At 69.9% G+C, this 19,463-nt stretch carries 19 protein-coding genes and 4 pseudogenes; 10 read left to right on the top strand and 13 right to left on the bottom strand.

Annotated elements, in window-relative coordinates:
• Positions 1-992: hypothetical protein (locus ACH4E7_RS21640; RefSeq protein WP_396250634.1), on the bottom strand; the 992-nt coding region annotated here is incomplete at its 3' end.
• Positions 993-1,694: 702 nt separating this feature from the next.
• Between ACH4E7_RS21640 and ACH4E7_RS21635 the strand changes: the two are divergent.
• Positions 1,695-1,946, top strand: a pseudogene (locus ACH4E7_RS21635) (IS982 family transposase); the annotation flags it as partial.
• Positions 1,947-2,348: 402 nt separating this feature from the next.
• Here the strand turns inward: ACH4E7_RS21635 and ACH4E7_RS21630 are convergent.
• Positions 2,349-2,855, bottom strand: a complete 507-nt coding sequence (locus ACH4E7_RS21630) for a hypothetical protein (protein ID WP_396250633.1) — start codon at positions 2,853-2,855, stop codon at positions 2,349-2,351.
• Between ACH4E7_RS21630 and ACH4E7_RS21625 the strand changes: the two are divergent.
• The 3 genes and pseudogenes from ACH4E7_RS21625 to ACH4E7_RS21615 form a co-directional block, all read left to right on the top strand.
• A pseudogene (locus ACH4E7_RS21625) lies at positions 2,743-3,069 on the top strand (thioesterase domain-containing protein); the annotation flags it as partial. The gene ACH4E7_RS21630 and the pseudogene ACH4E7_RS21625 overlap by 113 nt on opposite strands.
• A gap of 46 nt (positions 3,070-3,115) precedes the next feature.
• Positions 3,116-3,943 (top strand): IPT/TIG domain-containing protein, encoded by an 828-nt coding sequence (locus ACH4E7_RS21620; protein WP_396250632.1) that lies wholly within the window; start codon positions 3,116-3,118, stop codon positions 3,941-3,943.
• 370 nt (positions 3,944-4,313) lie between these two features.
• Positions 4,314-5,537: a hypothetical protein gene (locus ACH4E7_RS21615; RefSeq protein WP_396250631.1), complete on the top strand. Its 1,224-nt coding sequence runs from the start codon at positions 4,314-4,316 to the stop codon at positions 5,535-5,537.
• A gap of 544 nt (positions 5,538-6,081) precedes the next feature.
• Here ACH4E7_RS21615 and ACH4E7_RS21610 read toward each other — a convergent pair.
• The 3 genes from ACH4E7_RS21610 to ACH4E7_RS21600 form a co-directional block, all read right to left on the bottom strand.
• The gene (locus ACH4E7_RS21610; RefSeq protein WP_396250630.1) at positions 6,082-6,315 is read right to left on the bottom strand and encodes a helix-turn-helix domain-containing protein; all 234 of its coding nucleotides are present in this window, start codon (positions 6,313-6,315) and stop codon (positions 6,082-6,084) included.
• Positions 6,315-6,902 carry a DUF2975 domain-containing protein gene (locus ACH4E7_RS21605; protein WP_396250629.1) on the bottom strand — a complete coding sequence of 196 codons (588 nt, stop codon included), beginning with the start codon at positions 6,900-6,902 and terminating at the stop codon, positions 6,315-6,317. The genes ACH4E7_RS21610 and ACH4E7_RS21605 overlap by 1 nt, the downstream gene beginning before the upstream one ends.
• A 127-nt stretch (positions 6,903-7,029) precedes the next feature.
• The gene (locus ACH4E7_RS21600) at positions 7,030-8,613 is read right to left on the bottom strand and encodes an ISL3 family transposase (RefSeq protein ID WP_396250628.1); all 1,584 of its coding nucleotides are present in this window, start codon (positions 8,611-8,613) and stop codon (positions 7,030-7,032) included.
• A 279-nt stretch (positions 8,614-8,892) separates the two neighbouring features.
• Here ACH4E7_RS21600 and ACH4E7_RS21595 point away from each other — a divergent pair.
• Positions 8,893-9,084: pseudogene (locus ACH4E7_RS21595) on the top strand (transposase); the annotation flags it as partial.
• Positions 9,085-9,188: 104 nt separating this feature from the next.
• Here ACH4E7_RS21595 and ACH4E7_RS21590 read toward each other — a convergent pair.
• Positions 9,189-10,025, bottom strand: a complete 837-nt coding sequence (locus ACH4E7_RS21590; RefSeq protein WP_396250627.1) for a helix-turn-helix transcriptional regulator — start codon at positions 10,023-10,025, stop codon at positions 9,189-9,191.
• A gap of 138 nt (positions 10,026-10,163) precedes the next feature.
• Here ACH4E7_RS21590 and ACH4E7_RS21585 point away from each other — a divergent pair, with 138 nt between their 5' ends.
• On the top strand, positions 10,164-11,249 hold the full coding sequence (locus ACH4E7_RS21585) for an alcohol dehydrogenase catalytic domain-containing protein (protein WP_396250626.1): 1,086 nt from the start codon (positions 10,164-10,166) through the stop codon (positions 11,247-11,249).
• Between the two features lie 237 nt (positions 11,250-11,486).
• Here the strand turns inward: ACH4E7_RS21585 and ACH4E7_RS21580 are convergent, their stop codons facing one another.
• Positions 11,487-11,684, bottom strand: a complete 198-nt coding sequence (locus ACH4E7_RS21580; RefSeq protein WP_396250625.1) for a hypothetical protein — start codon at positions 11,682-11,684, stop codon at positions 11,487-11,489.
• Between the two features lie 69 nt (positions 11,685-11,753).
• Here ACH4E7_RS21580 and ACH4E7_RS21575 point away from each other — a divergent pair, with 69 nt between their 5' ends.
• From ACH4E7_RS21575 to ACH4E7_RS21560, 4 genes and pseudogenes are all read left to right on the top strand, one after another.
• Complete coding sequence (locus ACH4E7_RS21575; RefSeq protein ID WP_396250624.1) at positions 11,754-12,104, top strand: PadR family transcriptional regulator; 351 nt, start codon at positions 11,754-11,756, stop codon at positions 12,102-12,104.
• Entirely contained in the window at positions 12,101-13,108 is a 1,008-nt protein-coding gene (locus tag ACH4E7_RS21570) for a hypothetical protein (RefSeq protein WP_396250623.1), read from the top strand. Before ACH4E7_RS21575 ends, ACH4E7_RS21570 begins: the two co-directional genes overlap by 4 nt.
• Before the next feature lie 213 nt (positions 13,109-13,321).
• A pseudogene (locus ACH4E7_RS21565) lies at positions 13,322-14,174 on the top strand (IS481 family transposase).
• A gap of 150 nt (positions 14,175-14,324) precedes the next feature.
• Positions 14,325-15,266 carry an IS5 family transposase gene (locus tag ACH4E7_RS21560; protein WP_396250622.1) on the top strand — a complete coding sequence of 314 codons (942 nt, stop codon included), beginning with the start codon at positions 14,325-14,327 and terminating at the stop codon, positions 15,264-15,266.
• Here the strand turns inward: ACH4E7_RS21560 and ACH4E7_RS21555 are convergent.
• The 6 genes from ACH4E7_RS21555 to ACH4E7_RS21530 all read right to left on the bottom strand — a co-directional run bounded on the left by ACH4E7_RS21555 (position 15,247) and on the right by ACH4E7_RS21530 (position 19,272).
• Positions 15,247-15,738 (bottom strand): hypothetical protein, encoded by a 492-nt coding sequence (locus ACH4E7_RS21555; protein WP_396250621.1) that lies wholly within the window; start codon positions 15,736-15,738, stop codon positions 15,247-15,249. The two genes, ACH4E7_RS21560 and ACH4E7_RS21555, sit on opposite strands and share 20 nt — an antisense overlap.
• Before the next feature lie 252 nt (positions 15,739-15,990).
• A complete protein-coding gene (locus ACH4E7_RS21550; RefSeq protein WP_396250620.1) occupies positions 15,991-16,455 on the bottom strand; it encodes a hypothetical protein in 465 nt (154 codons plus the stop codon).
• The gene (locus tag ACH4E7_RS21545; protein WP_396250618.1) at positions 16,442-16,654 is read right to left on the bottom strand and encodes a hypothetical protein; all 213 of its coding nucleotides are present in this window, start codon (positions 16,652-16,654) and stop codon (positions 16,442-16,444) included. The genes ACH4E7_RS21550 and ACH4E7_RS21545 overlap by 14 nt, the downstream gene beginning before the upstream one ends.
• A 59-nt stretch (positions 16,655-16,713) precedes the next feature.
• Positions 16,714-17,832: a hypothetical protein gene (locus ACH4E7_RS21540; RefSeq protein WP_396250617.1), complete on the bottom strand. Its 1,119-nt coding sequence runs from the start codon at positions 17,830-17,832 to the stop codon at positions 16,714-16,716.
• A 232-nt stretch (positions 17,833-18,064) separates the two neighbouring features.
• The gene (locus ACH4E7_RS21535; RefSeq protein WP_396250616.1) at positions 18,065-18,397 is read right to left on the bottom strand and encodes a helix-turn-helix domain-containing protein; all 333 of its coding nucleotides are present in this window, start codon (positions 18,395-18,397) and stop codon (positions 18,065-18,067) included.
• Positions 18,394-19,272, bottom strand: a complete 879-nt coding sequence (locus ACH4E7_RS21530) for a tyrosine-type recombinase/integrase (RefSeq protein WP_396250615.1) — start codon at positions 19,270-19,272, stop codon at positions 18,394-18,396. Before ACH4E7_RS21530 ends, ACH4E7_RS21535 begins: the two co-directional genes overlap by 4 nt.
• Between the last annotated feature and the right edge of the window lie 191 nt (positions 19,273-19,463).

Genomic DNA, 19,463 nt, shown 5'->3' with positions numbered 1-19,463 from the left:
GTGGCCCCGTCGCCGTTGAAGGTGACCGTCGCACCCGGAACGGGCACGCCGTTGCACAGCACCACCGCGGACACGACGGTGGGCTGGCCGGCGACCACCGGTGTCACCGGGGGCAGCAGGAGCACCAGGCAGGTCGGCGGCGTGGTCACCGTGATGGTGACCGGGGTGGAGACGACGTTGGTGCAGGTGCAGGTGGTGCCGGCCGCGGTGACGGTGGCGGTCAGCGACACCGGTCCGGCGGTGGGGAAGGTGATCGACCCGGTGGCGATGCCGAGTGCGTTGGTGGTGGCGGTCACCGGGGTGGCCCCGTCGCCGTTGAAGGTGACCGTCGCACCCGGAACGGGCACGCCGTTGCACAGCACCACCGCGGACACGACGGTGGGCTGGCCGGCGACTATCGGGCCGACCACCGGCTGGATGATGACCACCGAACAGCTCGGCGGCGCCGGCACGGTGACCGTGATCGGCGCGAAGGTGCAGGCCGCACAGGTGCCGGCGGCGGGGGTGAAGCTGACCCCCACCACCTGACCGGCCGTCAGCGCCAGTCCCAGACTGGCCGGACCGACCACGCCGTTGACCACCGGGGCGGTGACCGTGGCCCCGCCCGGCAGGGTGTAGGTCAGGGTGCCGTTGACGGAAACCAGGCCGGCGCTGCAGGTCAGGGTGGTCCCGGCGGTCACGAGGCCGCCGACGGCGATCGACAGCGTCGTGGAGATGGTCCCGGCCGGTGCCGCGTTGACGGTGACCGTGCCGCTGTCGACCCCGACCACGGTGTTGACGGCATTCAGGTAGGTCACCAGGACCAGCTGCGCGCCGGAGCCGACAGCCGTGAACGTCACCGGTCCGGCGGCGCCGGCGACCACCGGCAGCGACTGCGGGGCGGCGCCGTCATAGAAGAAGACAGCGGTGACGGCCCCCGCGGGCGCGCCGGTGGCCGTGGCGGTGAAGGCGGAACACGCCGCCACGGGGGTGGGAACGATGGTTACTGCCATGTGAGCAGCCCCTTGAGTGAGTCGGGAGTGGGGCTGCCCGAACACGGCCGCGCCAGATGGTGCGGCCGACGAATTCCACCTGTCAGGGTGCCCGTGCATGGGGACGGTGACCCGTCAAGCGATCACCACCCCGACGCCCCGACAGGGGAATGGGCACCCCACAGTCGGTCACCGCCATTACAACTACACCGGCCGGCCAAGGCCATACCCCCCCGATCGAATAACCCGTATGGACCAACGTTCGGAACACCACCACACCCAACAGTCGCTCCGGCCACGGAACTTGCACCGCGCGGGGCGCACTGCACGACTCCGCACGCCCCGTTCCCGCCACACTGACCGCCTGCCGGACCGGTACGTCAGCAGTTCCCGGCGGGGACGAGCGCTCTGGTCGGCGAGCCGGGCTCAGGTGCTTAACGGGAGTCCGGGAGCTCGCCGGGAGCGCCTGTCGTCACCCAGGTGACGGCCCCGCGCGAATCCAGCGGCCGGCTTGCCCGGGGCACGGCTGCGGATCCGGTGCTTCTCGCGCTGTTCCACAGGCCCGCGGCGGCCACCGGATGAGGTGCCGCGTCACCGTAAGTGGGGCGTCGGTACGCCCGGACAGGGTGCGGCCGGCGGCCGGCGGGCGGGCTGCGGCATCGCGGCCGACCGCCCGGGGCCGACGGAGTCGCGGTGCACGGCAGGTCGGCCGCGGGTCTAGTCCAGTTGCTGCGGCCTGCCCGTAAAGGTGAACGGGAACGGCCTGGCGCAGCCCTGTTCAAGCCGCTGCGACAGGTCATCGAATCGATCAACGAGACCTTCAAGGGGCAGCTTGACCTCGAACGGCACCGAGGGCGCACACCCGGAGGTGTCATAGCCCGCGTCATGCAACGCATCCTCGCGCTGACCGCCGCGATCTGGCACAACGACGCCACCGGACAATCCGTCCTACGCTCACTGATCGCCTACGATCACTGGCCCCTTGGAATAGATCATCTAGAGTTCCGCGATGCGTTAGGCCGTTGGTGGCAACGGGGTTCCAATGGAAGGCTGCTGCCAATCCACGCCCGCGTTGTGAGGGGATTTCGAGCCAAAACCCCGTTCGGGGAAATAAATCGCACCTCTAAGTGACATGCGCCCCCGCCATCGGAACCGCAGTCGGGCGACGTTCTCAAATCTGGGCCCTCAAATGAGGGCCCAAAAGTAGGAGCCGAACTCCTATACCAGATCAGCCCGGACGACGATTTCCACTTCTTGTCATGGACACCGCCGCGGGATCGGAGAGCCAACCCGAAAAGGGTGTGATCGACGTCAGCTCCCGCAATTGGTCCGCCCGGTCCGCGCGCCCAGTGGGATGACGTCCCGGGTCCGGAGACATCATCGGACGTCCCCGGCGGGACCCAGATGGAACACGATCTCCCCATCCGGTGAGGCGATCCGTTCCCAGGGAGTACGCATGCCGGCGGAGCAGAGCACACCGACGATCCCCCAGGTGGCCATGACGCTGGCCGCGATCACGGCGACCGCCGCCACCCCGCGTCCATCGGGCGAGACACTGGCGGAGCAGCAGGACCGGGCCTTCCTGGGCGTCCAGCAGCAGTTGGCCGAGTCCTCACTCGAGACCGGGAACAACTGGAGGCTGCAGTGGCTGGCGCTGAGCCCGGACAACGCGAACATGGCGTACCTGGCCTTGAATTCTTCCTCCAACGCGTTCGCCGTGGTGCTCCGCGGCACGGTCGCCAGTGTCACCGACCTGCTGGAGGACCTCGACGTGGGCACGGTGGTGCCGTTCACCGCGGTCGGCTCGCCATCCGCCCCGGTGGCCGTCTCCAAGGGCGCGATGGAGGCGTTCACCCAGGTCATCACCATGCGCGCGTCGGACATCACCCTGGTGGAGGCGCTCGCTGGCGCCCTCACCTGGGCCAAGCCGAACCCCACCGTCCACGTGATCGGTCACAGTCTGGGCGGCTGCATCGCCACCATGGTCGCGCCCTACCTCCAGGCGCAGACCTGGCCGGGCCCTACCCCACAGTTCAGCCTCTACACCTTCGCCGCCCCCCACCGCCGGAGGCCTGGACTTCGCGGCTTACGTCGACTCCCTGAACTGGGTCGCCAACGAGCGCTACTACAACGCCTGGGACCTGGTGCCGCAGGCCTGGACGAGTCTCGACAGCGCGAAGAAGTGGTACTCCGATCCGCCCGGCCCGGCGGCGAACGACGACGTCAAGGCCGTCATCACGGCCATCGCCGCCCTGCCCGGCCCCCACGTCTACGCCCAGCCGGGCCAGGCCAACGCGCTGCACCCGGAATACAAGACCGACGACGACCCGGTCATGGTCAAGAGCACGCTCCAGGACTTTATGGGCCAGGTCGCCTACCAGCACGCCAACTCCACTTACCTGGGCCTGCTCGGTGCCCCCGACGTGCTGCCGGGCCCGGTGGTGCGGGCCATCACCAGCAACGCTGGCAAGGCCGGCAGCGGGATCGGCATCGGCGGCAGCGGCTTCGGCGAGGGCACGGCGGTCGACTTCGGAACGGTCCCGTGCCAGGACCCGTTCGTCAGCAGTGACGGCCAGGTGATCACTGTCGAGGCACCCCCCGGCGTCGGCGTGGTCGCCGTCCGGGTCACCACCAACCTGGGCACCTCGCCCGCCGTCCCCTTCGGTCAGTTCGCCTACGACGGCCCCGACCCCGTGATGATCACCAGCATCGCCCCGACCAGTGGCCGGAAAGGCGACTCCATCACCATCGTCGGCGTCAACTTCGGCTCCGACGCCCAGGTCTACTTCGGCGACAACCCGTCCCCGTCAGTCCAGGTCAAGCGCACCGGCGAGCCCAGCGAGATCGTCGCCACCGCGCCGGCCCCGACCACCGGTGCCGGCAAGCCCCGCACCATCGACGTCACCGTGCTGTCGAACGGCTACTCGTCCCCGACCGGCCCGGTGGCCGAGTTCACCTACAAGGAGCTGTGATGCCGGCTCACGACAGCGCGCTGGGCAGGACGGCAACCTCCGAGAGCAGTCGTCGAAGCGGCGGGCCGGCGACTTCTCAAGGTTCCCGACAGACATCAGACTCTCACTCAATGTGATGAAAGGCTGCCTTCAGCCTCGAATACGCAACACCCCAACATGGGGGCTTACCAGTCGAGCCGCCCCCTCTGGGGTTCTACCAGCCGTCCATCGCTCGGACGTCCCCGGAGAGGGCGCAGCGGCGGTAGGGGCCGCTGTTCGTTGTTCGAGTAGCGCCTGCGCTCGGTGACCGCCGGGGGCTAGCGTGGGGCCGTCGGACGGACGAGGTCGTGGTGGGAGGGGATCAGGGGTGGATTTCCCGAGCAGGGAGAGCTTGTCGGGCCTCAGCGGGGTGGAGTACGAGGTCATCGCCGTGTTCGACGAGACGGTCGGGAGCCTGGTGCACGAGCTGGCGTCGGCGGAGGCGACGGGCGAGCGGCTGATCACGACGACGGATGCCGCCGAGAGGCGTCTGGACGCGACCGGCGGCGGTCTGCCGCTGCACTTCGAGGTGCTGTCGGAGGCCACCGCCGAAGCGTTCACCTTCACCTCCCGCCTGGCGCGGATGCTGTGGCAGCAGGCCGCCGCCTACGCGGTGGTCGGCATGACGGTCCTGGACCGGGTCGTCGCCGGGCAGCCGCCGCTGTCGCTCGCCGAGCTGAAGCCGCTGTTCACGGAACCCACGCTCGGCGGCCTGATCGACCTGCTGCAGGTCGATGTCGAGCAGCGCTACGCCGCCCGTAACGCCACCGTACGGGCGCTGAACCAGGAGGAGCACACACAGCTGGTCCGCGGCCTGACCAGCGTGCGCGCGGGGGCCGGGAGCCGCGGTGTGGCCCCGGACAGGGCGCTCGGCGTACCGCTGAGCGATCTGGACGACGACAAGCACGACCCGCCGTGGTCGGACATCCTCAAGCCGATCGTGCGCTTCGCCCATCAGCTGCCCTACGAGATCGGCGCCGCCCTGCAGGAGCGGCGCCCCACCCGCGTGCGGCGGTGGAAGCGCGGCGACGTGACGAGCATGCGCAACATCCACCGGTGCCCCGGCCGGGCCACCACCGTCGTCGAAGGACACCTGCCCGACACCGGCACCGACGGCGATCCCGGCGACAGCCTCGCCCTGACCGTCCAGGTCTGCGCCGACCACACCCCGCCACCCAAGGCATGGTTCGCCGGCCTGGCCATGCGTTCCGGCGCCAAGGTGGTGCTGACCTCCGACTGCGGGCTCGCCGGGGACTACCGCGAGCCCGGCCAGGTGCTGCGCGCCCATGCCGATCTGTGGCTCACCCCGCTGACCGGGCTGGACCTCGCCGACCACGACGGCTGGTCCGCCCTGCTGGCCGCTGCCACTGAGCACCTGCGTACCGCGTACGACATCGAGACCGACGATCACTGGAACACGGTTGAGATGTTCCTCGGCCAAGCCGCGAAGTTCTCCTCCGAGGGGGACTTCCTGCCGGCCCTGGCCGCGCTCGGCCACGCCGAGACCGCCACTGCTCTCGCCCTCGAAGCCCAGCGGACACCCGGCGCGGCACCGGACGGCGCGTGCGACCGCTGACACGGTGCACCGGCCGTGCCCGAGGCCGTAGAACAGCGGCGGTCGGTCAGGCATCTGGCATGTTCGCGGCCGAAAAATCGCAGGCCGCGGCCCTGTTCACCACCGACGCGCGGGCCTAGCATTCCCGCCACGGCAACCCCACCGTCCGGCCCTCGGCCCGGTGCAGTCGGCGGATCTCAGCCCAGTCCTCCACCCCGATCACCTCTTCCCTCCTGACTCCCGTACCAGTGAAGTCAGGATGATCAAGAGATCACGCAGTGACCCGCTTTTGATCCGCCGTCCGTGGTCCTCGTTTCACGGTTCAGGCACGAATTCCGTGAAGTCGATCAGTTGCTCATCACGGTCTGTAGCCGACGGCTTGACGTGATGAGGGGGAGTCGTTTCCGCGGCAGGGGCGGTTTCGCTCGCCCGAACAGGCTGCGCTTGAGATCGTTGACCTGGCCTTCGACCGGCTCGAATGACCAGTCGGTGTTCAGGCCGTAGACGACAGCGTCGAGGCCAGAAGCAGGCCGACGGCGCGGTGGACCCTGCTGGGGATGACTGGCTACCCCGTCTCGGCGGGGTCGTGGGTGATTAGGTCTCCGGGCTGACACCGGAGGACATCGCAGATCCGCGACAGGGTCGAGAAGCGGATGGCCTTGGCCCGCCCATTCTTGAGCACGGACAGGTTAACGATGGTGATGCCCACCTGCGCGGACAGTTCGGTGAGGGTCATGCCGCGCTCGGCGAGGAGCCGGTCGAGATGGATCCGGATCGCGTGGAGTTCCTCTTCGGGCATCAGATGGTCCCTTCGAGATCCTCTCGCATTCGCACGCCCTTGCGCATGATCTTTCCCATGATCACCGCGGCGAGGCCGGCGAGGACAAGCACCAGCGGCCCGGAGACCGTCGGCCCAGAACCAGCGACCGGTGCCATGCTCCCGACGAGCCAGGACTGCGACCAGCCGACGGCGAGGCCGGCCAGCGGCGTGCCTACGGTGACGAACCAGCCGAGCACGGAGAGCCGCTGCGACACCGTGTCGGTGAACGGCCCCTGCAGCAGAACGGCCTTGAGCAGCCGGGAGAAGAGCAGCAGCGCGAGGGAGCCGAACAGCAGCCAGGGCAGTTCACCTCCGAGGTCGGCGGCGCGCTGTCCCACGGAGGGACTGCCCTGGCAGAGGCGCGTGACACTGCCGGACGCCTGCACGCCCTTGCCGATCGGCAGGCTGTCCTGTGTCAGTGGCGGATTGCGCCAGAAGTCCGTCTGCACGCAGACCGTCCCGTCGTCGAGCATGTGCGTGACCCCGGTGCCGATGAAGGCGAGGCCGCAGAGCACCGCCAGCACAAAGGTTACCGAGGCCAGGGTCCTCGTGAGTCGCGTGTTCATCGCACCCCTACCTATCGATTTTCGATATGCCCAAGAGTAGAGGAGCATATCGTTATTCGACAAGTCCACGATGCCGAACAGGACGGCCTGCGTGAACCGGGTTCAGGCGCGAATGCCGTGAAGTCGATCAGCCGGTCGGGGCGATCCGCAGCCGACGACTTGCGGCGATCAGGAGGAACCGCTTGCGTAGCAGAGGTGGCTTCGCTCTGCCAAACATGCTGCGCTTGAGCGCTTTGAGGTCGTTGACGCGGCCCTCGACCGGCCCAGACGACCAGTCGGTGCTCATGCCGTAGACGACGGCGTCGAGGTCAGGGAGTAGTCCGGCGGCGAAGCCGGCCAGGCCACACCGCTCGTTTGCGCACACGTCGGCGATCCAGGGCCGAAGCCGGTCTCCTTCGCGGTTCGTCATGATGGTCGCGAAGGTGCGGACGTGACCTGCGGCGGCCGTGAGCTCGGGTGAGCGGGCCGGCAAGGTCTTGAGCTGCTGCTGGTCATCCTCGCGCAGGTGGTCGGGATGGCCCATGATCCAGCCGGTGGCCTCGCGGGGCGAGGGCGGCCGGGCGATCGCCGGCGCGCTCCCTGCAGCCCGACGGCCGGGACGTAGCGGGCGGACATAGTCGCGCAAAGTGCTGTAACTGCAGCGCGCCCCGCGTTCCTGCAGCTCACGGTGGAGCAGCGACATGTTCGTGCAGCCCTCGGCGATTCTCTGGTCGAGGTGGGGCTTGAACCGATCGAGCTTGCTGGTCCGGTTCTGCCACTGGCCGTGCAGCATCGCCTCGGGACTGGCCGCTCGGGCGTACTTGCGGACGGTGTTGCGCCCGAGACCGAGGCGTCTGGCGATCTCGCGAAGGCTCAGGCCCTGCTCGACCTGGGCGCGAACGGCGGCGTGGGTGTCACGGAGCCGGTCGAGGAACTTCCCCTGTGGGTAGGGCTCGGGCGGTTCGTCGGCGGCCTTCACCGTCTCGACTGGTGCGGGCTCCGGCTCCGGCTGCTCGGGTTCAGGGGCGGGGTCGACCAGGTCGCGCAGCAGGGCGCGGTGGCGGGAGACGAGGCGTTCGACGGCCTCGGCGAGGTTGTGCCAGAGGTGCCATTTGTCTGCGCAGTGCTGGGCGTTCGGGGCGCCGGCGCGGGCGCCGTCGGCGAAAACCTGCGCGCGGTCGCGGCAGATGATCTCGGCGCCGGGGTGCTCGCGCAGCCACGCGGCGACGCTGTCCGCGTCGCGGTCGGGCAGCAGGTCAAGGGGCTGGTGGGTCTCGCAGTCGACCAGGACGGTGCCGTAACGGCGGCCTTTCCTGGTGGCGAACTCGTCGATGCCGAGCACGCGCGGGGTCGCCCAGGCGGGGTCCGGTAAGGCCATGACGAGGCGCAAGACGGTCATCCGGCTGACCTGGACGCCGAGCAGCAGTGCCAGGCGGACCACGGCGCGCGCCGCCAGGACGACCCCCAACGCGGCGAGCATCCGCTGCAGGACAGGCGTTCGGCGGCCGTAGCGGCTGGTCAGCCCGTCTATCTGTTCGGCGAAGGTCACCCGGCGGCACTCGCGGTTGTCGCAGAACAGCCGGCGGACCGACAGGTCGATGACTACACCCCGCCCGCCGCACGGCGCGTCCGCCAGGCGCCGACCGTACCGGCTGTGCACCCGGCCGGACGGCGCCCCGCAGCCGGGACACGGCACGAGCACGTCCTCCGGCGTCGACGCTTCGATCACCACGCGGCCGTCCCGCACCTCCATGCACGCAACCCGCATTTCCGCGAGATGCGGAAGCAGAAAGAAGATCTCCTCACACGCGGTCAGCATCCACCCAGGCATGACGGAGCGTCACGGGCGCACGGAAGCACGATCGCCTTCACGGAATCCGTGCCTGAACCCGTTTCACCCGTCGACGACAACTCGGCTGCCAATTAGGAATTGCGCACGATCGCTCCGGAGGGAATTGACAGCGAGGTCGTCCGTGGTACGTCCGCACAGCCCGACGCACGGAGGAACCAAGTGGCCGCTGTCTGGGCCGGTATTGACACAGGCAAGACCCATCACCATTGCGTGGTGATCGACGAGGACGGCCGCAGGCTGCTGTCGCGACGAGTCGCCAACGACGAGCCAGAGCTCCTCCAGCTCCTCTCAGATGTCCTGGGCTTGGGTGACGAGGCGACGTGGGGCATCGACCTCGCCGACGGCGGGGCCCTGTGCCTACGCGTGTACGCGAGAGGGCGGGGCCGTCGGCGTAACGACGGTGGCCGCCGCTGGGACTCCGGCGCGAGGCATCGGCCTCTGTCCACTGGTGGTGGTCAGGGGCGGTGCTGCCGGTGGTTTTCGGGCTCGGTGGTGGTCGGGCTGTGGCCTCGTTGTCGTGTCAGGGTGTAGATCGCCAGTTTCAGGGCGGGGTCCTCGTTGGCCTGGAACGTGGCGTAGTGGTACGACTGCCGGCCCATTGTCGGGTGGTGGAGGGTTTTGCAGCCGGCGCCGCTGCCGATCACGTCGTGCTGGTTCCACCACTCGGCGAACTGGGGGCAGTTGTCGAGGAGGCGTTTCACCAGGTCGTTGAACCCGGGGTCGTGGGCCCACTGGTCGTAGGTGGTGCGGAACTGGGCCACTGCGTGTTTGGCGTGCTCCGTCCAGCCTGGTCCGAACAGTTGGCGGGCTTGGGGGGCGAGCAGGAGATACACGAGGACGTTGCGGTCCTCGTCGGGGAGGCGGCCGAAGTCGGTGAACAGTTCGGTGGCGGCGGTGTTCCAGGCCAGCAGGTCCCGTCGGCGGCCTGTCACGTAGGCGGGCTCGCTCAGATTCTCGACGAGGCGCCGGGTGGCGTCCGGGACGTGCTCGCGGTCGAAGGGGCGCGGTTCTGGCTGGCGTGCCATGGCACGCAGATGCGCGCGTTCGGTGTCGTCCAGGCGTAGGGCGCCGGCCAGTGCCTCGACCGTGGCGGGTGAGGGGCGCACCGTTCGTCCCTGTTCCAGCCGGATGTACCAGTCGATGCCGATCCCGGCGAGTTCGGCGACCTCCTCGCGCCTGAGGCCGGGGGTGCGTCGTCGGCGGCCCGGGGGGAGGCCGACGGCCTCTGGTGTCAGCCGCTCCCGCCGTGACCGCAGGAAGTCGCCGAGGCCGCTGCGGCTCGCCTTCGACATGATCGTCGTCCTTTGCTGCGGTGGTGGTACCAGCCAATCCCAGGATGATACGAGGCCTGGTTACGGGTCCACGGTCCGCGCACGATGGCCGCATCGAGCGATGCGGCCGGACTGATGCGGCCGGTGCGACGGAAGGGAATGACCGTGAAAGCTGCGGTTCTGAAGGATTTCGGGCAGCCCCTGTCGGTGGAGGAGGTGGCGGACCCGGCTCTGGGTACCGGAGAGGTGATCGTCGACGTCGCGGCGGCGCCGGTGCTGCCGTACATGGACGAGGTCTTCAGTGGCGAGCGCCCCTACCTGCTGCCTGTGCCGGCGATACCCGGCGCCGGGGCGGTGGGCCGGGTGCGCGCTGTCGGGCCGGACGCCACCCGGCTCGCGGTGGGGGACTGGGTGCTGTGCGACCCGTCGGTGCGCTCGCGCGATGACGCGCACACTCCCGACATCACCTTGCAGGGCCTGGCTGCCCGAGGTGATGGGGGCTTGCGGCTGCACCGCCACTTCGGCCAGGGCTCCTTCGCCGAGCAGCTGCTGATCCCCACCGAGAACGCCTTCCCGATCGGGCCGATCAGCCAGGCGCAGGCGGGGCGCTGGAGCGCGCTCACCCTGTGCCTGGTGCCGTACGGCGGGCTGGTCGCGGGCGATCTGCGGGCGGGCGAGACGGTCCTGGTCAGCGGTGCGACCGGGAATTTCGGTAGCGCGGCCGTCGCCGTCGCCCTCGCGATGGGCGCCGGCCGCGTCATCGCCCCGGGACGCAACGAGGCGATGCTGGAGGAGCTCGAGCGTCGCTTCGGTCCGCGGCTGCGGACGGTGCGGCTGTCGGGCGACGAGGACGGCGATCGCGAGCGCATGAAGCAGGCGGCACAGGGGCCGATCGACCTGGTGCTCGACATGCTCCCGCCGTCCGTGGGCGCGACCCCGGTACGGACGGCCGCCATGACCGTGCGCGAGTACGGCCGCGTGGTGCTGATGGGCGGGGTCGGCACGCTCGGCGGCGACGACCTCGCCCTGCCCTACCCGTGGATCATGCGCAACAACATCACCATCCGCGGCCAGTGGCTGTGCCCGCGCCCGGCGGTCACCCGCCTCATCGACATGGCCAACGCCGGACTCCTGGGCCTGGGCGCCTTCGAGATCACCGAGTTCGCCCTGGACGACGCCAGCCAGGCCGTCACCCACGCGGCCGACCGCGGCGGCCGCTTCGCCCTGACGGTGCTCCGGCCGTAACCCGCCCAGTCCTCGATCAGGTGCCGGACGCGGCCGGTCTGAGGAGGTGCGGCCGCTGCACGAGAAGTCCTGCCCGCCATGGAAGCGCCCGGTTTGAGCTGGTGGCGGATGGCCGGCTGCCGGAGCCCGGACGCGTCGGCGGTCGGGGCTGGTAGGTGATGTCGGGTCAGCCCGCGCACGACCGGGGCCCAGCCGAGCAGCCGGCCACTGTCGCCGTGATGGCCACCTGGGTGGTGGTCATGTGGCGGGCTCGATAGCGAGGTCGGCGAGCAGGCCGCGGATGCGCTGCTCGATCTGGTCGCGGATCCGCCGTCGTGCGGTACCGCCGCTGCGGCTCGACCCAGTGTTCCCGCAGGTCACGGCCGTACGGATCGGGATCGCCGGTAGCTCTCGGCGCGGCAGGTTGTTCCAACCGTCCGGCAGGGCAGTGGTCATGACGCACATTCTGCTGTCCTCCGATGATTCGCAGGACAGCATATGCCGGTAGGAGATATATATAGGCGCATGACAGAACGCTCCCTGCAGGAGCCCACGTTGCTTCTGCTGACCGCGCTGGCCGATGCCCCCAGGCACGGCTATGCCCTCATCCAGGAGATCGCCGCGATCTCCGACGGCCGGGTGAAGATGCGTACCGGGACTCTCTACGGCGCGCTGGAACGGTTGCTCGGCCAGGGCCTGATCCGGGTTGAGAGCGAGGAGATCGTCGACGGCCGGGCCCGTCGCACCTACGCCCTCAGCGACTCCGGCCGCGAGGTGCTCAGGGCCGAGGCGGAACGCCTCCGCGCCGTCGCCGCCGAGGCCGATCGCCGGCTGTCTGCCGTCCGTCCGTGGCTGAAGGGGGCCTTCGCATCATGAGCGACCGCGTTCTGAGGGGGACCCTGCGCCTGTACCCGGCCAAGTACCGGCGTGAGTGGGGCGAGGAGATCGCGGCAGTGTTCGCCGGCATCACGGCCGGCGCGGGCCGTTGGGCCGTCGCGCGTGAGCTGTTCGACCTGGCGGGGCACGGCGTGCGCGCTCGTCTGGGCTTGAGGTCCGGCGGCACCTTCGCACGGCTGGCGGCGATGGCCGCGCCGTTCGCGGCCGCCGCGGCGGCGGGCATCTCCCTGATGGACCTCTACACGCTGGCGCGCGACTGGCTGCGCCACGGGGACGCGGCTCTGTGGGTTCCGTCCGCCCCGCCGTTCTATTACGCGTACTGGATCGGCCGGGGCAGCGAGGCGTTGTTCCTGGCCGTGGCGGGCGCCGCCGTGTTCGGGCGGTGGACGGTCGCGCGGCTGCTCGGACCGGTCGCCGTGCTGCTCGCGGTCGTGACCTGGCTTGTCGAGAATCTCGACTTCATGGCGCACCACCACACGGTGTGGATCAGGAGCCTGGTCGGCCTGGTCATCCAGGTCGGCCCCCAGGCGCTGTGGGTTCTGATCCTGCTCGCCGCCCCGCCGGACCTGCTGGGCCCGGCCACCTGGCGACGCGGTCTGGCCGCAGTCGCGGGGGTGCTGGTCGGCGGTGTGATGTGGGGCCACACGGTCATGTATGGCCTCTTCCGATCCCTGAGCATGCTCGACGGTGCGCTCCCTCCCGCCTTCCCGGTCTGCGAGCTGGTGCTGCTCCTGGTGGCTGTGCCAGTCCTGCGGCGCGGCCGATACGCCCCTGCGGCCGCGGCACTTGCCGGTGCCCCGATCGGCCTGGTCTCGCTGATTGTGGCCATCCACGCGCTGTGGAGCCCGTATTCCAGGGATGAGGCCATGGCTGAGCTCGGAGTGCTCGCGGCGGTTGCCGTGGTCGGGGTGGTCACCGCGATCGTGGCGGAAAGCCGCTGGGCTCCGACCGCACCTGAGCAGAGGCCGCCAACGGTCGGTTGATCGCCCCTGTCGGGCACGGGGCACACCTCCGGCCCCCGCGCGAGCGCGGCGGCCGGGTCGGCGCCGCGCTCCCGGGGCGCTGACCGGCGCCTACTAGGTGTATTGACCATGGAGGTTGGTGACACGGTTCACGGCGTGGTGATCTTGAAATGAGTGAGGGCCTTCTGGCTCGGCGTGGATTGCGACATCTACCCGGCGACCAGAAAGGCCCTCATGCCACACCGTAACGCACCGCTGACCGAGACCGGACGCCTACGCCTGGCCCGCTGCGTGGTCGAGGACGGCTGGCCTCTGCGCAGGGCCGCCGAGCGCTTCCAGGTCTCGCCGACCACCGCCAAGCGCTGGGCGGACCGCTACCGCGCGCTCGGCGAGGCCGGCATGAGCGATCTCTCCAGCCGGCCCCACCGCAGTCCGCGGCGCCTGCCCATGCGCACCGAGCGGCGGATCGTCAAGGTCCGTGTGCTCCGCCGCTGGGGCCCGGCCCGCATCGCCCACCTGCTTCGCCTCAACCCGGCCACCGTGCACCGGGTCCTCACCCGCTACAAGCTCGCCCGCCTCTCGCACCTCGACCGCGCCACCGGACGCCCAGTGCGGCGCTACGAACGCGCCGCACCGGGCGAGTTGGTCCATGTCGACATCAAGAAGCTCGGCAACACCCCCGACGGCGGCGGCCACCGGGTGCTGGGCCGTCCGGCCGGCCGGAAGAACCGCTCGGGCGCGGGCTACAGCTACCTGCACAACGCCGTCGACGACCACTCCCGCCCGGCCTACAGCGAGATCCTTGCCGACGAGCGCAAGGAGACCGCCACCGCGTTCTGGACCCGTGCCCAGACGTTCTTCGCCCAGGCCAGGATCACCGTCCAGCGCGTGCTGACCCACAACGGCTCCTGCTACCGCTCACGGGTCTGGCGCGATGCCCTCGCAGCCGAAGGCATCGCGCACAAGCGCACCCGCCCCTACCGGCCCCGACTGGCTCCACACCTACAATCACCACCGCGGACACACCGCACTCGCAGGCAAGCCACCCGCAAGCCGCATCCCCAACCTCACGGGACAGAACACTTAGAAGCGATTCCCAAACCGAGGGGCACGGCTGCCGCTCGAACTTCCGCACGCATTGGGCTCGTTCGGGTGATCACTGCGCGGCCGGCGCATAGGAGAAGAGCCTCCTGCACAGTTCGGTGATGTCGAGTCAACGAACCATCAGGAGGCCCTGGTGTCCCACTGTGGCGTGATTGCCCCGCCTTCGTCCAGCTTCGGCGTGTCGCCGTGCGACTGCCTCGCTCATCGGCTCGGCAACGCCGCCGACCAGCCGGACCGGACCCGCCGCTACGGCTCCGACCTCACCGACGCGGAGTGGGCGATCGTGCGGCCGCTGCTGCCGATCCCGGCCTGGCTGAACGGACGAGGGGGCCGCCCGGAGGGCTACTGCCACCGCCAACTGCTCGACGCGGTGCGCTACCTGGTCGCAGAAGGCGTGCGCTGGGCCAGCCTGCCCGCCGACTTCCCCAAATGGCGGGCCGTCTACCGGTTCTTCCGCCGCTGGCGCGACAACGACTACATCAAGGAGCTCTACGGCCGACTGCGCAAGACGCTGCGCGAACTGGCCGGGAAGAAGGAGGAACCGACCGCAGCGGTCATCGACTCGCAGTCGGTCAAGGCCGACGCGACCGTCGGCGCGGCCACCCGCGGCTACGACGCCGGGAAGAAGATCAACGGCCGCAAGCGGCACATCGCGGTGGACACCCTGGGCCTGCTGCTGGTCGTGATGGTCACCGCCGCCTCGGTCAAGGACAACGACGCCGGCCGCGACCTGCTGGAGCGACTGCGCGCCGAACACCGCCGCATCGCCCTGGTCTGGGCCGACGGCGGCTACACCGGCTGGCTGGTCCCCTTCGCCCACGCCGCCCTGGCCCTCGCGTTGACCGTCGTCAAGCGCAGCGACGACGCCACCGGGTTCGTGGTGCTGCCGCGCCGCTGGGTCGTGGAGCGCAGTTTCTCCCACCTGATCCGAGCCAGGCGCCTCGCCCGCGACTACGAGACCCGCATCGACAGCGCCGAGGCAATGGCGTGGTGGGCCGCGAGCATCCCGGCCACCCGCCGCCTGGCCCGCTCCGGCCAGCCGGCGCCCCGCCGCGTCAAGCGGCCCGCGGCCTGAACAGCCCCGGCCGTCCCTCGCTCAACCAGCCCCGCTCGACCAGCCGCTTCGCCCGAAACCGCGCGGCCTGCTCCTTCGCGTCACTCGCCGGCCAGCCCAGATGCTCGCGCATCTTCCGCGCCCGCACCCCCTGCCCGCCACCGGCGGCGTCCTCCCGGACCAGGGCCACGATCCGCGCGCAGTCGGGTGGAAGCACCTCGATCCCCGACCCCTCGCGCCACAGCGGGACTTCGACCCGAGGCCCGGCGACCCCCACAGCCGGCGCATCCACCGCCGCACTGGACGCGCCGGCTTCCCCGGCCGCTTCGGCCAGGGCCGCGACGGTCTCCTCGCGCGCGATGACCGCGCGCCGCACGGCCTCCTCCGCCTCGACCACGGCGGCCTGAACCCGCTCCAGCTCTGCCCGCAACTCCTCCGCCCGGGCCAGCGCCACCCGCTCGCGCCTCTCCAACACTCCCAGCACCGACGGCATCCGCCACCTCCAAGCACACCCCGCACCCACACGACGGCACGAGCATGCCTACCGAGCGACGGCCACACACCTCACCTGAGAAAACGTGACCCTACCTTCGGTTTGGGAATCGCTTCTTAGCGCACGATCCGGCATGGATGTTCCTCAACCCCCAGAAGCCCCGTGGGTTCAGGGAAACTGAAGGCACTTCAGCGGGAACCCGCGGGTCGGATGCTGTGCTCTGCGGGGTCGACCCCCGAGTTCCGTGCCAACTCACGGCGAGGCGTCCTCGCTCATGGGCGTCGCCGCCTCGTGGAGATGCTCCTCAACCGGACCCAGGTGCTGGTCATGGGCCAGGACGATCTCGTCCGCGAGGTTGAGGATGCGGATGGTGCCACCGGGGAACTGGACGGTGATGCCGACGGCGAAGTCGTAGTTGCGGTGCTGGTAGCGGATCTCCCGGACGGAGCGGATCCGCTGGCCGACGAACTGGGTCATGGGGAAGCCGGGTAGGTCGTCCTCGACCGTGGTGTGGCCGTACTCGTTCATGTCGTAGGGGTCGTGAGGCTGGTCGATCTCCAGGGACAACCCGTCGCCCGGTGTGTGGAACCGGACGGGGCCGAGGCCGTCCATGTGCATCCACAGGTGCAGAAGGGAGGGCTCGGTCTCCTGGTAGTGGTGCCAGGACGTCGTCACCTTCAGGACGTGCCTGCCGACCAGGTCCTCAGCGTTGATCATCCGTCGATGCTGTCACGACCTTCCACGATTCGGCACTGGTTTCCAGGAGGCGCCGGGCCGAGTCCGCGTAACGCGTGGCGGTCTTCTCGTCGAGCCCGAAGACCTCGGCGAGGTGAAGCGGGTCGGGGCCATGGACCATGGCCTCTTCGAGCTGTCGGTCGACGCGGAGTCGCTCCAGCGTTGCGGCCTGTCCGCGCATCGCGGCGCTGATCCAGTGGTTGCTGGCCCGGGTGGTCCTGTTCGCGGTCTGGTTGTTGATCAGTAGCGGAGGTTCGCCGTGTTCGGCCAGCGGGTGCGTCGGTGCTCCAGCCAGTCCAGCAGCAGCTTCAGGGTCAGGTCGTCGAGGGGGCGAACGCGGCCGGCGATGGTCACGCGCCGGTTGCCGATGTCGACGTCGTCGAGCATGAGCGTGCCGATCTGGGCAACGCGGGCGGCATGGACCGCGGCGAAGGCGAGGATGAGTCGTGTCGCTGGGGTCGTGGCCGCCGCGACGGCACGGTCGACCTGTTCGGGGACGAGTGGCTGCAGCACGGCGTACTCATACTGACCGACCGTGATCCGGCTGGTGGGGTTGCGGAAGATGAGCCCGTGCCGCTTGGCCCAGCTGAACAGCGAACGCAGGGCGACGAGTTGGCTGTGGCGGTGGCGCCCGTGCAGTGCCTTGAGGTGGCTGAGGACGTTGTCGCGGGTCACCTCCCGCAAGTGGTCGTAGCGACTGGACCACTCCAGCAGGGCCGGGCGGACCCCGTTGAGGTAGAGCCAGACCGTTCCCTCTCGTCGCGGCAGGCTGCGCGGGCCGCCCTCGTGTAGGACGCGGGTCCAACGTTCGGCCTCTGACCGGATGTCGGGTGCGAGACCTTCCAGCCGCTCGGCCAGCCAGCGTTCGGAGGAGGGCTCGCTGTCGTCCTCGAAGATGTCCATCTCCTCCACAACGGTGACGATGTGGCCGACGCTCAGGTCGAGGGCCCGCAGTGGAGCGAAGATCTCCGCGTGGCGGATGACGTCGCCTTCGACGTAGCCGGTGAGCACCAAGACCAGGCCGCGGTTGACGGCGAAGCGGATGTCGCGTCCCCAGCCGCGGGCCTCGGCCAGCTGATGGGCCAGGTATCTCGCCCAGGCCAGCCAGGGGCTGGCCAGATCAGCGTCGGCCGGGTCGAGGCGGCTGTAGTCGCGCGGGATCTGGTCGAAGAGCGGTAGCTGCCTCCAACCGGGATCCGGGCGCCAGGCCGGCGGGGGCGGCGGCTTGGGCGGGGCTTCCCGCCGGCCTCGGGGCCGTGGAGGAAGAGGCTCCGACCGCCTGCGGTAGTGCATGCCGACAAAGAAGATCTGGTGGTGCCGGACAGCGCCGAGCCGTGACCTCACGTCCGTCTCGTTCATGGGCCGACTGGCTGTGGTCTTGGTGCTGAGGCGGGCCTGGCACCAGCACAGTCGGCAGTAGCCCCACTTCGCCGGCTGGACGCGATGGCAACCGGTGCAGGGGGCTTCGTCGTGGCTCCGCCCGAACATGTAGCACGTCGGACAGCGGCGACCGCTGAAGCTTCCCCAGGCCAGACAGCTGTCGCAGGAGTCGGTCGGCTTGACGTACCCCTTCGGGAAGCGGGCCACCTGGTCACTCCGGCGGCAGCGACCGGCCATCCCTGCGCTTGGGGACCACCGTAGGCGGGGAGGCCACCGCGCCGACAGCGATCCGCTCCGTCTCGTTGACCTGGCCTGGGCGGGAGACCTTCTCAGGCTCGGGGATCAGCAGGTCGCCGATCTTGCAGCCGAGCACGACGCAGATGACGTCCAGATCCTCCAGCTTCAGGGAGACCGGCTGGCCGGACCACAGGCCGGACATCTTCCCGGCCGAGATCACCAGGCCGTGCTCGGCAAGGCTCCGCTGCAGTTCGGACGCCTTCCAGATGCCCTTGTTCGCGGCGGTCAGCCGCAGGTTCCACTTCATCCCATCAGTCCTTCCAGCCGCTTCGCGGCCCGTTGCTGCCCGGCGGCCCAGGCGTCTTCCACCCTGGTCTGCTGGACATGGACGTACCGCATCGTCGTGGCAATCCAGGAATGTCCCAAAACATCCTGAATTGCGACCAAGTCCAGGCCGCCCGAGTAGAGCTCGGACGCGCAGAAGTGCCGCAGGACGTGCGGCGTCAACTTCTCTGCCCAGCCGGGAAGATGAGCCGCGACGGCGGCAGCCAGACCGTTCCGCAGGGCGTCGTCGCCGACCCGGCGCGAGGATCCGTCGGTGTTCTTGCGCTCGGAGGGGAACAGCGAGGCGCCGGGGCGGGTGTGGTCGTCGTCGAACTGGCCCCAGACATCCTCGATGAACCACCGAAGCGTCCTGTCCGCTCCGTTGATCAGCGGCACCATCCGCTCGCGCGGGCCGGAGCCGCGGGCGCCCTTGCCGAGGCGGACATGGAGCTTGCCGAACCGGCCCAGGTGCCACTTGATGTCGTCCAGGTCGAGCCCGCATGCCTCGCTCACCCGCAGCCCGACCTGGGACATCAGCTTCGCGGCGGTGTAGTTCCTCGCGGTCGGGCCGAACTTGCCGCAGGTCGCCAGCTCGCCGCCCCAGCCGGTGAACAGCCGGCCGACCTCCGGAGCGGTCGGCGGGATCCGCAGCTGGGCGTCCTTGGCGCCGCGCGGGCGGTTCATCTCGTCGATCGGGCACTCGACGACCCGCCCGGTCATCCGGTGGATCTCGACCTTGTGCCGCAGCTCCAGGAACAGGAAGTACGTGCTCAGCGCCTGCGCGCGGGCCAGACGGGTGCCGCTGGGCGAGCCCCGCAGCACCCGCCCGAAGTACGCGTCCGCGTCAGCCGGCTCCATGTCCCACAATGACGGCCGAACCAGGTTCGCACCTGCTCCAGGTGCCCGACGTCGCCGCGGATCGTGCCGTCCGCCAGCCCCGCCGACGCCCGTGCCAGCACGAAGCCGGCCAGCACGTCGGTCTCGAACCGCTCCAGCTCCTCCGCAGAGACCGGATCCCGGTACTCGCGCAGGTCCCGCACCACTGCCAG

This window comes from Kitasatospora sp. NPDC018058 (genome assembly GCF_044327205.1).
In the GTDB taxonomy this organism is placed as follows: domain Bacteria; phylum Actinomycetota; class Actinomycetes; order Streptomycetales; family Streptomycetaceae; genus Kitasatospora.
The sequence above is the reverse complement of the archived record's forward strand: the minus strand, read 5'-3'. Positions and strand labels throughout refer to the sequence as shown.

What these genes read in the sequence shown, in the direction of transcription:
- ACH4E7_RS21605 (WP_396250629.1), bottom strand. Translation starts at nt 6,902, where the DNA reads ATGAACACGCGACTCACGAGGACCCTGGCCTCGGTAACCTTTGTGCTG.
- ACH4E7_RS21535 (WP_396250616.1), bottom strand. Translation starts at nt 18,397, where the DNA reads ATGAAGTGGAACCTGCGGCTGACCGCCGCGAACAAGGGCATCTGGAAG.
- ACH4E7_RS21590 (WP_396250627.1), bottom strand. Translation starts at nt 10,025, where the DNA reads ATGTCGAAGGCGAGCCGCAGCGGCCTCGGCGACTTCCTGCGGTCACGG.
- ACH4E7_RS21610 (WP_396250630.1), bottom strand. Translation starts at nt 6,315, where the DNA reads ATGCCCGAAGAGGAACTCCACGCGATCCGGATCCATCTCGACCGGCTC.
- ACH4E7_RS21550 (WP_396250620.1), bottom strand. Translation starts at nt 16,455, where the DNA reads ATGATCAACGCTGAGGACCTGGTCGGCAGGCACGTCCTGAAGGTGACG.
- ACH4E7_RS21540 (WP_396250617.1), bottom strand. Translation starts at nt 17,832, where the DNA reads ATGAACGAGACGGACGTGAGGTCACGGCTCGGCGCTGTCCGGCACCAC.
- ACH4E7_RS21585 (WP_396250626.1), top strand. Translation starts at nt 10,164, where the DNA reads ATGACCGTGAAAGCTGCGGTTCTGAAGGATTTCGGGCAGCCCCTGTCG.
- ACH4E7_RS21530 (WP_396250615.1), bottom strand. Translation starts at nt 19,272, where the DNA reads ATGGAGCCGGCTGACGCGGACGCGTACTTCGGGCGGGTGCTGCGGGGC.
- ACH4E7_RS21575 (WP_396250624.1), top strand. Translation starts at nt 11,754, where the DNA reads ATGACAGAACGCTCCCTGCAGGAGCCCACGTTGCTTCTGCTGACCGCG.
- ACH4E7_RS21555 (WP_396250621.1), bottom strand. Translation starts at nt 15,738, where the DNA reads ATGCCGTCGGTGCTGGGAGTGTTGGAGAGGCGCGAGCGGGTGGCGCTG.
- ACH4E7_RS21580 (WP_396250625.1), bottom strand. Translation starts at nt 11,684, where the DNA reads ATGACCACTGCCCTGCCGGACGGTTGGAACAACCTGCCGCGCCGAGAG.
- ACH4E7_RS21570 (WP_396250623.1), top strand. Translation starts at nt 12,101, where the DNA reads ATGAGCGACCGCGTTCTGAGGGGGACCCTGCGCCTGTACCCGGCCAAG.
- ACH4E7_RS21545 (WP_396250618.1), bottom strand. Translation starts at nt 16,654, where the DNA reads ATGCGCGGACAGGCCGCAACGCTGGAGCGACTCCGCGTCGACCGACAG.
- ACH4E7_RS21630 (WP_396250633.1), bottom strand. Translation starts at nt 2,855, where the DNA reads ATGTCCGACGCGCGCATGGTGATGACCTGGGTGAACGCCTCCATCGCG.